The sequence below is a fragment of the Bifidobacterium stellenboschense genome (assembly GCF_000741785.1).
Lineage (GTDB): Bacteria > Actinomycetota > Actinomycetes > Actinomycetales > Bifidobacteriaceae > Bifidobacterium > Bifidobacterium stellenboschense.
Map to the genome: position 1 here is coordinate 129,873 of NZ_JGZP01000010.1, position 14,747 is coordinate 144,619.

General features: G+C 66.3%; 12 protein-coding genes. 2 read left to right on the forward strand and 10 right to left on the reverse strand.

The window, feature by feature from the left end:
• Positions 1 to 99: 99 nt before the first annotated feature.
• The 6 genes from BSTEL_RS04100 to ptsP all read right to left on the reverse strand — a co-directional run bounded on the left by BSTEL_RS04100 (position 100) and on the right by ptsP (position 6,905).
• On the reverse strand, positions 100 to 1,551 hold the full coding sequence (locus BSTEL_RS04100; protein WP_034527402.1) for a 6-phospho-beta-glucosidase: 1,452 nt from the start codon (positions 1,549 to 1,551) through the stop codon (positions 100 to 102).
• Positions 1,552 to 1,566: 15 nt separating this feature from the next.
• The gene (locus tag BSTEL_RS04105; RefSeq protein WP_034527405.1) at positions 1,567 to 1,902 is read right to left on the reverse strand and encodes a PTS sugar transporter subunit IIA; all 336 of its coding nucleotides are present in this window, start codon (positions 1,900 to 1,902) and stop codon (positions 1,567 to 1,569) included.
• Positions 1,903 to 1,951: 49 nt separating this feature from the next.
• A complete protein-coding gene (locus BSTEL_RS04110) occupies positions 1,952 to 2,254 on the reverse strand; it encodes a PTS sugar transporter subunit IIB (protein WP_034527408.1) in 303 nt (100 codons plus the stop codon).
• Between the two features lie 180 nt (positions 2,255 to 2,434).
• Positions 2,435 to 3,799 (reverse strand): PTS sugar transporter subunit IIC, encoded by a 1,365-nt coding sequence (locus BSTEL_RS04115; protein ID WP_034527410.1) that lies wholly within the window; start codon positions 3,797 to 3,799, stop codon positions 2,435 to 2,437.
• A 311-nt stretch (positions 3,800 to 4,110) separates the two neighbouring features.
• Positions 4,111 to 4,818 carry a GntR family transcriptional regulator gene (locus BSTEL_RS04120; RefSeq protein ID WP_034527413.1) on the reverse strand — a complete coding sequence of 236 codons (708 nt, stop codon included), beginning with the start codon at positions 4,816 to 4,818 and terminating at the stop codon, positions 4,111 to 4,113.
• Between the two features lie 431 nt (positions 4,819 to 5,249).
• Positions 5,250 to 6,905, reverse strand: coding sequence for a phosphoenolpyruvate--protein phosphotransferase (ptsP, locus tag BSTEL_RS04125; protein WP_034527416.1), 1,656 nt, complete (start codon positions 6,903 to 6,905; stop codon positions 5,250 to 5,252).
• Between the two features lie 265 nt (positions 6,906 to 7,170).
• On the opposite strand from ptsP, the gene BSTEL_RS04130 reads away from it, so the two are divergent.
• A complete protein-coding gene (locus BSTEL_RS04130) occupies positions 7,171 to 7,437 on the forward strand; it encodes an HPr family phosphocarrier protein (protein ID WP_034527418.1) in 267 nt (88 codons plus the stop codon).
• 176 nt (positions 7,438 to 7,613) lie between these two features.
• Positions 7,614 to 8,624, forward strand: coding sequence for a LacI family DNA-binding transcriptional regulator (locus BSTEL_RS04135; RefSeq protein WP_034527420.1), 1,011 nt, complete (start codon positions 7,614 to 7,616; stop codon positions 8,622 to 8,624).
• A gap of 31 nt (positions 8,625 to 8,655) precedes the next feature.
• Here BSTEL_RS04135 and BSTEL_RS04140 read toward each other — a convergent pair whose 3' ends face one another.
• From BSTEL_RS04140 to BSTEL_RS04155, 4 genes are all read right to left on the reverse strand, one after another.
• Positions 8,656 to 9,807: a DNA polymerase III subunit delta' gene (locus tag BSTEL_RS04140; RefSeq protein WP_034527422.1), complete on the reverse strand. Its 1,152-nt coding sequence runs from the start codon at positions 9,805 to 9,807 to the stop codon at positions 8,656 to 8,658.
• A complete protein-coding gene (gene tmk / locus BSTEL_RS04145; protein ID WP_034527425.1) occupies positions 9,804 to 10,529 on the reverse strand; it encodes a dTMP kinase in 726 nt (241 codons plus the stop codon). The genes BSTEL_RS04140 and tmk overlap by 4 nt, the downstream gene beginning before the upstream one ends.
• 8 nt (positions 10,530 to 10,537) lie before the next feature.
• The gene (topA, locus tag BSTEL_RS04150; protein WP_034527428.1) at positions 10,538 to 13,666 is read right to left on the reverse strand and encodes a type I DNA topoisomerase; all 3,129 of its coding nucleotides are present in this window, start codon (positions 13,664 to 13,666) and stop codon (positions 10,538 to 10,540) included.
• Positions 13,667 to 13,812: 146 nt separating this feature from the next.
• On the reverse strand, positions 13,813 to 14,747 hold a 935-nt coding region (locus BSTEL_RS04155; protein ID WP_034527430.1), incomplete at its 5' end, for a phosphatase PAP2 family protein.

Here is a 14,747-nt window from a genome sequence, read left to right on the forward strand (position 1 = left end):
CGGATCGGGCTCGAAATCAGACCCGGGAGAAAAAGGGGAAAAGAACAACCGGGTCATGGTTCGTCGGGCGTCCCGGAGGACGCCCGGAGTATTGGTAGGTCAGGCCTCGTCGTCGGCGGTGCCGAGGTTCTCTCCATTGCTGGAGATCACGTCGCGGTACCAGTAGAACGACTTCTTGCGGCTGCGCTTGTAGCTGCCGTTGCCGTTGTCGTCCGCATCGACGTAGATCATGCCGTAGCGTTTCTTCATCTCGCCGGTGCCGAAGGAGATGACATCGATGCAGCCCCACACGGTGTAGCCGATAACGGGAACGCCGTCGTAGTCGATGGCCTTCCGCACCTGTTCGATGTGCGAGCGCAGGTAGTCGATGCGCGCGTCGTCGGCGATGTAGCCGTCCGAATCGGGCGTCTCGTACATGCCGATGCCGTTCTCCACGATGAAGATCGGCTTGCCGTAGCGTTCGAACAGCGAGCACAGCACGTAGCGCAGGCCCACCGGGTCGATCTGCCAGCCCCAGTCGGTGGCCTTGATGTACGGGTTCTTCACCTGGCCGGGCAGGCCATGGCCGTCGAACTCGGGCACCTTCTCGGCGGAGACGGCCGCGCTCATGTAGTAGCTGATCGAGATGAAGTCCACGGTGCCGGCCGCGATGATGTCGGTGTCGCCCGGCTCCATCGCGATGTCGAAGCCCTCGCGGTCCCAGCGGTTGAGCAGGTAGCACGGGTATTCGCCGTTCACGTACACGTCGCCGAACAGGTAGCGGTCGCGCATGAGCACTTCCGCGTGCATGACGTCCTCGGGTTTGCAGGTGGCCGGGTAGATCGGCACCATGGCGAGCATGCAGCCGATCTGGAAGTCCGGGTTGATCTGGTGGCCGCGCTGCACGACGAGCGCCGATGCGACGAACTCGTTGTGGATGGCCTGCCAGATCTTCTGCTCCACCGTGTGCCAGTCATCCTTCGGATTCGGGATGATGCCCGAATTCGTGTACGGGAAGATCTCGGTGTGCATCTCCATCTGGTTGTTGACCTCGTTGAAGGTCAGCCAGTACTTGACCAGGTCCTTATAGCGGTCCATCACCGTGGAGGCGAACTTGAAGTAGTAGTCGACGACCTCGCGGTTGGCGAAGCCACCCATCTTCGCCAGATGCAGCGGCATCTCGAAGTGCGAGAGCGTGACGACCGGCTCCATGCCCCTGGCGCGGTAGTCCTCGAAGAGCCTCTCGTAGAACTTCAGGCCCTCCTCGTTCGGCTCCTCCTCGTCGCCGTTGGGGAAGATACGCGACCAGGAGATCGAGGTGCGGAAGCACTTGAAGCCCATCTCCTGGAAGAGCGCGTCGTCCTCGCGGAACGTGTGGTAGTAGTCGATGCCGCGCTGGTTCGGATAGTTCTCGCCCGGGACCACGCCGTCGGTGATCCTGCGCGCCACGCCGTGGGCGCCGCCGGTGAGCACGTCGCAGATGCTCGGTCCGCGGCCGTCCTCGTTCCAGGCGCCTTCGAGCTGGTGCGCGGCGACCGCGCCGCCCCAGAGGAAGTTGTCGGGGAATCCCATCGTCAGATCCTTCGCTTACTCGGCGATCTTGCCGTCGAGGCGCTTGTACAGGTCGATGATCTCGACGACCATCGCGCGGAACACTTCGGCGGCCATCATCTGGTCCTCGACGTGGGTGAGCAGCAGGCCCATCTTCACCGGGTTGCCGGCGGCCTCGCGCTGGACGAGGCCGGCGTGCACGGCGTGGCCTTCGCGGTAGCTCGCGTCGCCTTCGTCGATGGACGCCTTGGCTCCTTCGAAGTCGCCTTCCTTGGCCTTGCTGAGGGCCTCCATGTAGTCGGACTTGGCGGTGCCGGCCGCGGTGATCAGCTGGAAGCAGGTGGTCTCCAGGTCGAATTCTTCGTCTGCCATGTTGGTACGCTTTCTCGTTTGTCGCTGTATGGTTCGGATGGGGCGGCGATCACTTGCCGGCGAGCTTGAAGGCGAAGTCGAGGACCTTGTCGCCACGGGCCATGCCGTAGTCCTGCGGGGCGATGACCTCGACCGGCTTGGTCTCGAACTCCTTCTTGACGTCCTTGAGCATGTAGCGCACCTGCGGGCCGAGCAGGATCACGTCGGCGTCCTGCGCGTTGGCTTCGAGGGTGGAGACCGGCATGGCGGAGACGTCGACGTCCTCGAGGCCACGCTTGGCGGCCGCGGCCTGCATCTTCTTGACCAGGATGCTGGTGGACATGCCATCGCTGCAGCACAGTACGATCTTCATGATGTTTCTCCTTTGAATGGTTGGTTGTCGAAGTGAAGAGGATGGGCCGGCCACACCGCGAGAGTGAGGAAGTTCGCGCGGACCGGCCCGTTATTGAGAGAGGTTGTTATTCGTGGTAAGTAGTGGTGTTCGATCGGCCGGCCGGCGTCGCGGCCGGCCGGGCGGTCCATGGTCCGTCGATCACTCGGCGGACTCGGCCTCGGCTTCCTGCTCGAGGTAGATCTTGTCCTGCATCTTGACGAACGGGTAGTAGATCGCCACGGCCATCGCGGCGATGATGACCTGAAGCAGGGCGCACTTCCAGCCGCCGAGGATGAAGCCGGAGATGATCGGCGGAGTGGTCCACGGCACCTGGACGGCGCCGAAGGGCTGGATGAAGCCGACGGACAGGCATCCGTACATGAGAATCATCGCGCACAGCGGGGTGACGACGAACGGGATCAGCATGATCGGGTTGAACACGATCGGCAGGCCGAAGATGACAGGCTCGTTGATGCCGAAGATGCCCGGCACGATGGAGAGCTTGGAGACCTCGCGCAGCTGCTTCGAGCGGGCGAAGAGCAGGGCGGCGATCAGCAGGCCGACGGTCAGGCCGACGCCGGAGAACTTCACGAAGCAGTCGATGACCTGCGGGGTCAGGTAGTGGCCGCCGTTCGCCTTGCTCGGGTAGATGCCCTTGTCGAGCAGGCTCTGGTTGACGAGCGTGTTCGCGGTGAGAAGCGGGGTGACGACGCCGGAGACGACGTTGGCACCGTGGATGCCGCACCAGAACAGCATGGAGATCAGGAGGGCGATGATGATCGCGCCGGCCCAGGTGTCGGTGAGGGACTGCAGCGGGATCTGGAGGACCTTGAAGATGAGCTCGGTCAGGGAGACGCCGCCGAAGACCTTGCACACGTGGTACAGGATGGAGGAGCCGGTGATGACGATCAGGCCCGGGATGAGGGCGGAGAAGGCGTTGGTGACGCCCTGCGGCACGGAGTCGGGCATCTTGATCTTCACGTCGTGCTTGATGCAGGCGGTGTAGATCCAGCCGACGATGAGACCCATGATGATGGCGGAGATGATGCCGTTGGAACCGGTCCAGTTCTGGACGAACACGCCGGAGACGGCGACGTCCTTGGCGTTCTTGGTGGCGTCGGTGGCGATGTCGATCGTCTTCGGGTCGATGGAGATGTCCATCGACGACGGGGAGACGATGAAGAACGTGACCAGCGAGAGCAGACCGGAGGAGATGCCGTCGCACTTCTCGTTGCGGGCGTAGGCGTAGCCGATGCCGACGGCCACGATGATGGCCAGGATGTTGAAGGTCGCGGTGGAGACCTGGTTGAGGGCGATGTTCCAGTTATCGCCGAACGTCTTCGCCATGAAGTCGGCGTAGCCGGTGAACGGCAGGTTCGCGATCAGCAGGAACAGCGAGCCGATCAGTGTGGCGGGCATCGTCAGGATGAAGCCGTCCTTCAGGGCCACCAGCGCCTTGAGGCTGGCGAATTTCATGAAGCCATTGAGCATAGCGTCGCCTATGGCTTGCATCTTCTCCTTCATCGTTTTTCCTTTCCTTGGATGGACTACGGCATCCATCCCATGTCCCTTATCCCGTCATTCAATCAACATGAAGATATTCATAACTCGCTTTGTTATCCAACCTTCATGGGTTGTTTAAATAACGATGACTTAAGTATATACCCCGTTGCCCCGATGTCAAATCCAATGGGCGACGACGCCAAACAGCCAAAAAACGTTGACATTCGGCCATTGTTAACGCATAAGAAAGGGCCCGGCGACACGCCGAGCCCCAAACTTATGCAAATCGCTTTTAAAAAGCGTATCAGATTTTCTCCAGATACGCGCCCACCTCACTTCATCGATGCCATCGCATAGAACTTCGCGTTCTTGTAGTGGTAGAGGTTCTTCGAGGCGTTGAACAGCTTGCCGTTCGTCAGGAACGCATCGTCCTCGATGCAGATGGCCGGATCGCCCTCGTTGAGCTCAAGCAGGTGGGCGGCCTCGCCACCCAGCCAGTCCATATGGATCACCTTGTCGACGAAGCCGAAGTTCAGACCGAGGTCGTCATGCACGTAGGAGTACAACGAGCCCTTCGCGATGTCCTCGTTGAGGAACGGCACGTATTCCTTGAGATACCAGGCGGTCTCGTAGCACAGCGGCTTGCCCCCCACGCGGCGCAGCCGCACCACGCGCCACACCGGCGAGCCGACCTCGCAGCGCATCCGCTTCGACAGCTCCTCGTCGGTTTTCTCCAACGCCACCTCGCACACCACGGACGTGACGTTGCTGTTGCCGAAATCGGCGGAAATGCCATAGGAGGTGCCGATCGGCATGTAGCCGCTGTCGCGCCCCTCGCGCACGAACACGCCGTTGCCGCGCACCGGGAAGACCTCGCCGGCCTCGGCGAGCACCGCGATGGCACCGCGCACGAAATACCGGGACAGCCCGTATTCCGCCATCAGCTGATCTTCGGTAGGCAGCTTACCTGTTTCCGAGAACTCCCCCGCAGCGATGCGCTTCTGCAGCTTCAGCGCAAGATCCCGTTGTTTGGAAGCCATGACAACCCCTTCCAGTCCGAATCCGCATACCGGAATTGCAAGGCTTCAGGCGCGTCGAACGCGCTGGGCCGGCATGCGACATCGAGTGCCGACTATTGCACATCGTCGACTTATTCACATAACCCTATTACTATAACACAACACGCCGATGCCACACACAACGAAAAAAGTCCGATCCGGGCCGGCGAGGAGTGCTCATTCCCACCGGTTCGGATCGGACGACAAGGGTGACCCGGGCGAAGGGAAACCGGATCACGTCTATTTTCTTCTGCACCTCGTGGATGCCGACGCGCCAAAAGGAGCACGCCGTCGGGCCGAGGCGGCGCATGCGATCGGGCATGCGCGGATGGTCATGGTGAATTGGACGCGGCGGACCCGCGCTGAAGGGGAAACGCAGGTCCGCCGCGCCAAGCTAGCTGTATCGGATGGGATCAGTCGCCCCAGGCCGGCTTGTAGAAGTCGCCGTTGAGGGCGGCCTCGGCCTTGGCCTTGGCCTCCTCGAACGTGACTTCGGCCAGGGAGGCACGCACATCGTCGAGGGCGACCGGGGTCATCGACAGGGAGTTCACGCCGATGCCGGTGAGGATGACCGCCAGATCCGGATCGGCCGCGGCCTCGCCGCACACGCCGACCGGCATGCCGTACTTGTTGCCGGCGTCCGCGATGGACTTGATCATGCGCAACACCGCCGGATGCCATGCGGTCTGGTAGTTGGAGACGGAGCCGAGCGTACGATCGGCGGCCATCGTGTACTGGGTCAGATCGTTGGTGCCGATGGAGACGAAGTCCGCGACCTGCGCGACCTTGTCGGCCATCACGGCGATGGACGGCACCTCGGCCATCACGCCGACCTTCTTCAGGCCGAAGCTCTTGCCGAGCTTGACGAAGTAGGCGGCCTCATGCTCGTCGGCGACCATCGGGGCCATGACCCACAGGTCGGCGTTGGTCTGGGCGTCGGCGGCGGCGAGGGCCTTGAGCTGGCCTTCGAGGACCTCCTTGTGCACGCGCAGGGTACGCAGACCACGCAGGCCGAGGGCCGGGTTCGGCTCGTCCTCCGGGGTGAGGAACGGCAGCGGCTTGTCGGCGCCCGCGTCGAGCATGCGGATGACGACCTTCTTGCCCGGGAACTGGGCGAGCAGCTCGGCGTACGCCTTGGTCTGCTCCTCAACGCTCGGCGGCTCGGAGTTGCCGATGAACAGGAACTCGGAACGGAACAGGCCCACGCCCTCCGCGCCGTACTCCAGAGCGGTCTTGCCGTCGGCCGGCTTGCCGAGGTTGGCGAGCAGCGGCACGAGGTGGCCGTCCTTGGTGCCGCCGGCCTGGCCGCGCAGCTCCTTGGCACGGGCCGCCTTCGCCTTGGCGTGCTCGGCCTCCTGGATCTCGGCCTCGGTCGGCTCGGTGACGACCTCGCCCTTGGCGGCGTTGACAATCACGGTCTCGCCGGTCTTCAGATCCTCGGCGCCGGCCGCGGAGACGACGGCGACGATGCCGCGGGCGCGGGCCAGAATCGCGGTGTGCGAGGTCGGGCCGCCCTGCGAGGTGACGATGGCGAGGGTCTTGTTCAGATCCAGACCGGAGGTGTCGGCGGGGGAGAGATCCTCGGCGACGAGCACGAACGGCTCATCGGACTCGGGCACGCCCGGGGCGGGCACGCCGCGCAGCTCGGCGATGACGCGCTGGCCGACATCATGCAGGTCGGCCGCACGCTCCGCCTGATAGCCGCCGATCATCTTGAACATCTCCTCGACCTGGGCGAAGCCTTCGAGCACCGCGCGCTCACCGGTCTTGCCGCCGTTGACGAGGTTCTGGATGGACGTGGCAAGGGACGGGTCGGAGGCGAACATGGCGATGGCCTCAAGAATCGGAGCGGCCTTCTTGGCGCCTTCATCGCCGTTCTTGGCCTCTTCGGCACGGTGGTTCAGCTCCGCGTTGACGGTGGCGAGGGCCTTGGTGACACGCTCGTTCTCGACGACGGCGCTGATCGACGCGTCACGGCGCACGTCGGCCGGCTCCTCCAGCGGCGGGGCCATACGGATGACCTTGCCCACAGCGACGCCGCGACCGATTCCACTTCCGGTGATAACCATGTTGAGCACTCCTTTATGTCTTTTGCTTCACCGCCGGCATACCTGCGGCTCGTCCCGCAGCAACCACCCGCCGCCTTGCTTTCAGCGGGTAATCCATTTACCGACATGTGACAGTATACACAGAAAAACCATTGTGGCAACGCCGGTAATCGTTTTCTGCGTGTCGTGGAAAAACGTGCTATAGTGCTTACCAGTGCTTGTCAGAGACTGACACGTCAGCGGCTGACGCACGCGAAGGAAAACCGTAAGACCAAAGGAGTGCTCAATGGCAACCGTCACCCGTTCCACCGTCATCAACGACCCCGTCGGCATTCACGCCCGCCCGGCCGCCGAGTTCGCTCAGGCCGTCGCCGCCTCCGGCCACACCGTCACCATCGCGAAGGGCGACGGCGCCGCCGTCCCGGCCGGCTCCATCCTGTCCGTCATGGGTCTGGGCGTCAAGCAGGGCGACACCGTCACCCTGAACGTCGAAGGCGACAACGCCGAGGCCGTGGCCGACTCCCTGGTCGAGACCCTGCTCAAGGCCGAGTAAGACCGACACATAGACTTCGGCCGTCGCCAGCGCATGGGCGATGTGTCGAATCCCTTATTGCAAAGACGAGTTCGCCGTCCGACGCGGTATCATACTGTGCCGGGCGGCGAATTTGTATTCGCGCCGTCTTCCCGCACACCCGCCGGGAGATGCATAACAGGAAAGGGCACAGCACCATGGCCAACCGGGCGGCGAAATCCCCCAGTTCCATCCTCGAGGTCGCCACGCTGGCGAACGTCTCGACGGCGACGGTGTCACGTGTGCTCTCCGGCCGCCGCGCCAAGGACGACGACATCGCGCACCGCGTGCGCAAGGCGGCCGCCGAACTCAACTATTCCGTCAACTACGCGGCCAGCGCGCTGCGCAGCGACGTGACGAACACGATCGGCCTGGTCATCCCCTCCGCGACCGACAGCTTCAGCGCCGGTCTGCTCGACGCGCTCGAACCGGTCGTCGACTCGGACAGCCGCCAGCTGCTGCTCGGCATCGGCGAGAGCGAAGCCAAGCAGGCGGACCGCATCGAGACGCTCTGCTCGCGCAAGGTGGACGGGCTGATCGCCGTCACCTCCGCCGGCAACGACCTGTCCGAAGTGTTCGACCGCTATGCGGACACGATTCCAATCGTGCAGGTGGGCGGGCACCAGCGCTCGTTCCGCACGAACATGGTCTCCATCGACGAGAACACGGCAATGGAGTCGATCATCCGCCACCTCGCCTCGCAGGGCGTCAGGTCCGTCGCCTACCTCGCCGGCAAGGAGGTCTCGTTCGAGTCGGCGGAACTGTTCGCCATGTTCCACACGCAACTGCGCGCCGCCGGCCTCGACACCGTCAGTGCATGGAACCGGTTCGGCGATTCGACGGTGCAGCGCGGCTTCGACTGCACGATTCGCCTGTTCGGCGAAAACGGCCACCCGGATGCGATCGTCTGCGCGGACGACACGATCGCGTTCGGCGTGATGATGGCCCTGCACGCGCTCGGCATGAGCGTGCCGGAGGACATCAAGGTGGTCGGCTACAACGACTCCCCCATCGCCTCCGCCACCCTGCCGACGATGACCTCGGTGCGCCCGCCCTACGACCGCATCGTCGCCGAATCGCTGCGCCTCATCGAGGCCGGCCCCGGGCACCCGAGCCACGTCGCCCTGCCGCCGCAGCTCATCGTCCGCGTCTCCAGCACCAAACGCTGACACGACGCCTCGCGACGGCGGAACCCGCGACTCACGGGATCAGCGCGCAGAACAACGCCTCGAAGACGAGCGTCGGATTGCCGTTGCCCATAAGCCGCTTGCGGGCGTGCGCCACCTCGTCGAGCCGCGCGAGCGCCGCCGCCCGCGGCATGCGCGCCGCCAGCTCGGTGATCGCCGCCCGGTTCTCCAGGTTGATGAGTCCGACCGCGTCCTCCGCGTCGTTCTGCAGGACGGCGATGTCGCGGTAGACGGACGCGATCGAGTTGAGCGCGCGGTCGAGCACGTCGCGGCTGCGACGCGTCGCCCGACGCTTCAGGTCGTCCTTCTTCGCGATCGCGTTGTAGGCGCCGCGCAGTTTCGGCGGGATGCGGTCGTCCGGCCCCAAGCCGTTGACGCGGCGGAAGTCCGCCTCCGCCTTCGCCGCCTGCCCGGACACGTCCACTTCGGCCTGCGCCTTCGCGTTGTCGATGAGCCGGCCAGCGAGCAGCACCGCGTCGGACGCCTTCGCGAGTTCCAGCACGCCGACGACGAGCTCGTCGCGGTCGGTCATCACGCGTTCGTCGGTCGCATACAGTTTCGCGATGCCGATATGCCCCTCCGCGAGCCGCGCCGCGCGCCGCGCGAGATGCGCGTCCGCGCCGACGGAGCGTTCCAGATACGCGGCGACGGCCGCCTGCTGCGGTACGGCGAGGTTCACGATGCGCGTGCGCGAACGGATCGTCGGCAGCACGTCCTGCGCGCTCGGTGCGCACAACAGCCAGATGCAATGCTCGGCCGGCTCCTCGATCTCCTTGAGCAGCACGTTCGTCGTACGTTCGAGCATGCGGTCGACGTCCTCGATGATGATGATGCGCCACGGCGCGGTGCTCGGCATCTGCTCGGACACGCCGATCAGCTCGCGCACCTCGTCGATGCCGATCGTCACCTTGTCGGTGGCGAGCACGCTCACGTCCGGATGCGTGCCGGCGAGCACCTGCTTCGTGATCTTCGTCGGCTCGTCGCCCAGACCGTGGTCGGGGCTTTCGAGCGCGGCGGCGAACGCGCGCGCGAGGTTCGAGCGGCCCGATCCGGGAGGACCGCAGATCAGCCACGACTGTGCGATCTGCTTCGGGTCGCCGGCGGCGATCGTCTTCAGCCGTTCGACGACCGGCTGCTGCCCGATGATCGCATCCCATACGCTCATCGCGTCTCACCGCCCGCCGTCAGCGCCGCGACATCACGCTCGATGCACGCCCACACCGCGGCGATCGGCTGCGACGCGTCGATCACGCGGAACCGGTCGGGCTCGGCGGCGGCAAGAGCGAGGAACGCGTCGCGCGTACGGCGCTGGAAGTCGTCGCCCGCGGATTCCATGCGGTCCTCGTCGTGGGTGAGACGCGTGTGTGACAGGGCGGGATCCATGTCGAGCAGGTAGGTGCGATCCGGCAGGAGGCCGTTCGTGCCCCACATGCTCAGTTCGCGGATCTCGTCCGCCGTGAGCTCGCGCCCGCCCGCCTGATAGGCGAGGGAGGAGTCGAGATACCGGTCGGTGATGACCACCGCGCCGCGTTCCAACGCCGGGCGGATGACCTCGGCGACGTGCTGCGCGCGGTCGGCGGCGAAGAGCAGCGCCTCGGCGCGCGGGGCGATGTCGGCGGGAGCCGCGGCATCGCCGGCTGCGGGACCACCCCCAGTCGGCTGGCGCCGACAGCCCCCGCCGGCGGGGGCAGCGATATGGGCGGAGGCCTCGGCGGGGACGCCGTGGAGGAGGAGGCTGCGGATGGCCTGACCCAAGGGGGTGCCACCGGGTTCCCGGGTGACGACGACCTCACGGCCAGCGGCCTCCAACGCCGCGCGCAGCCGTTCGACCTGCGTGGTCTTGCCGACGCCGTCAACGCCTTCGAACGAGATGAACAGTCCAGTCATGCAGGCTACTACTTCTTCTTGGCGGTTTTGGAGGTCTTGGGCTTGGCGGCGACGACCGGCGGGCGTTCGAAGCCCTCGTTCGCGGTGAGCCAGTCGATGTCGCCCTTCACGGTGGAGGCGGTGGAGCCGATCTTCTCCGCGATGCGCGTGTTGGCCCAGCCCTTCGCGGCGAGCTTCTTCACCTCGGCACGTCGCTCGGCGCGCTTCGCCTCGACGGCGCTCACCTTCGGTGCGGCCTTCGCGCCCTTGGCGCCCTTCGCCGCGGAACCCTTGGCCCCGGAACGCCCGCGCGAACCACCGCGCTTGGCGGCCGGTCCCATCGCGCGCTTCTCCGCGAGGATCCGGTACGCGTCCGCCGGCTCGATGGTCGCCGGATCGTACTGGCGCGGCAGCGTGCGGTTGGTCTCGCCGTCGGTCAGGTACAGGCCGAAACGGCCCTCCTTGATGACGACCGGCTTGCCGCTCTCCGGGTCGTTGCCGAGCGTGCGGATCGGCGGCTTGGCGGCGCCGCGCCCGCGCCCGCGGTACTTGGGCTGGGCGAACAGGTCCTTCGCCTGGTCGAGCGTGACGGTGAAGATCTCGTCCTCCGAGTTCAGCGACCGGGTCTCGCTCGTCCCGTCCGCCTTCGTCTTGGTCAGGTACGGACCGTAGCGGCCGTTGTTCGCGGCCATGGTCACGACCGCCGTCTCGCCGGTCTCCGCGTTCGTCTCCTCGTAGGAGCCGACCTCGCGCGGCAGGCTCAGCAGCTTCAGCGCATCGTCGAGCGTCAGGGATTCGGGGCTCATCGTCTTGAACAGGCTCGCCATCTTCGGGCGCGGCGCATCCGACTTGCGCGAACGGCGCGGCGCCGGCTTGCCGGCCGCCTCCGCCTCCTTCGCGGCCTTGCGCGCCGCGGCCTCGGCGGCGGCCGCCTCGGGCGTGATCAGCGCGACGTACGGTCCGAACCGGCCGTTGCGCACTTCGACGGTGCCGCCGGTCGCCGGGTCGACGCCGAGTTCACGCGGCCCGCCGGAATGGTTTTCGATCAGGTCGTGTGCGACCTCGACGGTCAGCTCGTCGGGTGCGATTGTGTCGGGCAGGGAGGCGCGCTTCGGGTTGCCTTCCGCGTCCGTGTGCTCCATGTCTTCGAGGTACGGGCCGTAGCGGCCGACGCGCACGTGCAGGCCGTCGCCGATCTCGATGGTGTTGATGGCGCGCGCGTCGATTTCGCCGAGCTGCGCGACCTGCTGCTGCAGGCCCTCGTGCGCCTCGTCGGCGTTCTGCGCGGCGCCCGCGCCGGAACCGAAGTAGAAGCGGGTGAGCCAGTCGCGGCCGGTCTCCTTGCCGTGCGCGATCTGGTCGAGCCCGTTCTCCATCTCCGCGGTGAACCGGTAGTCGACGAGCTTGGGGAACTTCGTCTCCAGCAGCTTGGTCACGGCGAACGCCAGCCACGAGGGGATGAGCGCGCGGCCGCGCTCGTACACGTAGCCGCGGTCGATGATCGTGGAGATGATCGACGCGTAGGTGGACGGTCGTCCGATCTCCTTGGCCTCCAGGGTCTTGACGAGCGAGGCTTCGGTGTAGCGTGCCGGCGGCTGGGTCTCGTGGCCGTCCGCGTGCACGTCGGAGGCGGCGAGACGCTGGCCCTCCCGCATCGGCGGCAGGGACGCGTTCTCGTCCTTGCCCTTGCCGTCACCGCTCTTCGCGGCGACGGCACCCGCAGCGCCCGCGGCACCCGTACCGGAGGCCGCGTGGCGCCCCTCCCCCGTCGCCTTCATGAAGCCGGGGAATTCAATCACCGTGCCGGACGCCTGGAACAGCGCGTCCTCGGTCACGCCCGCATCGCCCACACCCGCGGGCGCGGAGAGCTTCACCGTGGCGGTCGAACCGGTCGCGTCGGCCATCTGCGAGGCGAGCGTGCGCTGCCAGATGAGCCGGTACAGCTTCAGCTGGTCGCCGGGCACCTTGCCCGCAAGCTCGTCCGGATCGCGGAACCGCGCGCCGGCCGGGCGGATACATTCGTGCGCCTCCTGCGCGCCGGCGGTCTTCGTCGCGTACTGCTTCGGCGCGTCGGAGAGGAACCGCGAACCGAAATGGTATTCGACCGCGTTGCGCGCGGCGGCGATCGCCTCCTGCGAAAGCGTCACCGAATCGGTTCGCATATACGTGATGTAGCCGTTCTCGTACAGGCCCTGCGCGGCGCGCATCGTGGCACGCGAGCTCATGCCGAGACGGTTGCCGGCGGTCTGCTGCAGCGTGGACGTCGTGAACGGCGGCAGCGGGCGGCGGCGGTACGGCTTCGACTCCATCGAGACGACGGTGAACGGCGCGTCCTTCAGACGTGCGGCGAGCGCGTTCGCCGCGGTCTCGTCAAGCTGGCGCACGTTGCCGGCGAATCCTTCCGGCGTGAGCCTGCCGTCCGCGCCGAAGTCCTTCGACGTGGCGAGTCGCTTGCCGCCGAGCGCGACCATGCGCGCGTCGAACGTCGCGATCTCGCCGGACGCGTCCGGCGCGGCGAGCGTCGCCGTCAGATCCCAGTAGGGGGCGCGGACGAACGCCATGCGCTCGCGTTCGCGCTCGACGATGAGACGCGTCGCGACGGACTGCACGCGGCCGGCGGACAGTCCCGGCCCGACCTTGCGCCACAGCACTGGCGAGAGTTCGTAGCCGTAGAGACGGTCGAGGATGCGGCGCGTCTCCTGCGCGTCGACCATGTCCGCGTCGACGGTGCGCGTCTGGTCGAGGGAGCGGCGGATCGCATCCTTGGTGATTTCGTGGAACACCATGCGCTTGACCGGCACCTTGGGCTTCAGGGTTTCGACCAGATGCCACGCGATGGCCTCGCCTTCGCGGTCCTCATCGGTGGCGAGGTAGAGTTCGCTCGCGTTCTTCAACGCGGATTTCAGTTCGGAGACGGTGCGCTTCTTGTCGCCGTCGACGATGTAGTAGGGCTTGAATCCGTCGTTCACGTCGACGCCGAACTTGCCGTACTTCTCCTTGTCGGCGGCGGGAACCTGGCTGGGCTGGGCGAGGTCGCGGATGTGTCCCACCGACGCCATCACCGTGTAGCCGTCCCCCAGGTATCCGCTGATCTTGCGGGCCTTGGTGGGAGACTCCACGATCACCAGCTTGGTGTCGTTCGCGGTGCGTGCTGCCATGACCTCTCCTTCACCTCTCCGTTATCGTCTGTCACTGCTTCTCGACCGGCATCGACGTCGCACGGTGCCGTCGTGCTGTCATCATACTCACCAACGGTGGCCATCCGTGTGTCCGACTCCGACCGGACGCGCGGACGGCGACCGTCTCAGCGCCGCTTCGGCGGTGCCGGAGGCGCGCCGACGAGGCCGAGTCGCGTCAACGGTGCGGCGGTGAGCTGGCGCATCGCGAGCATGAGGCCGAACACGAGCGTCGTCGCGCCGCAGATGAGGATGATCGCGGCGGCGACCGCGCCGGAACGCGCCCATTCGGCGCTCATCAGCAGTCCCGGCACGACCTGCCAGACCACGTACGCGCCGTACAGGCAGGCGAACGCGCCGCCGGTGATCGCGATCGAGCCGACGACCTGCACGCCGGCGGAGGAACGGCGTTTGCCGGTGTCGTCCATGCCGGACGCGCGCGTGAACGCGAGCGTGAGCAGCGCGACGCCGCCGACGAGCAGGACCGCCATCAGCGCGTCGGACGGACGATGCCATTTGCCGTTCACGACGGACAGCGCGACGAACACGCTCCACAGTCCGCCGGCGAGCGCGGCGACCCACCGCCATCCGCGCGAGACGGCGAACAGCAGGGCGGTCGCGGCGGCCACGCCGAGGATCGTGTGCCCGCTCGGCGCGGAGTTGCCGGCGTCGATCGTCGTGTGGATGATGAACGGTCGCGGCAGCACGTCCTTGAGGAGCGACGCGGCGAAACACAGCACGCCGAACGCGACGAGCTGACCGAGCAGCCACCAGCGTCTGCGCACGATCGTGACGGCGAGCGCGGCCGCGGCGAACAGGATGGAGCCGACGAGCACGGCCACGTGCGAGCCGGCGGCGAGGAGTCCCGTGAACCAGCCGGGCACGTTGGCGGCGAAATACGTTTCGACCATGTCGTCGAACGACTGGCCGGTCTCCGTGTGTACGCCGAACCAGTAGACGCCGAACGCGGCGGCGACGAGCAGTAGACCGAACACGACGCACAACACGCGGCTCGACGCGCGCGGGCGGCGTGCGAGCGGATCGTCGTCGACGCGGCGGCGAC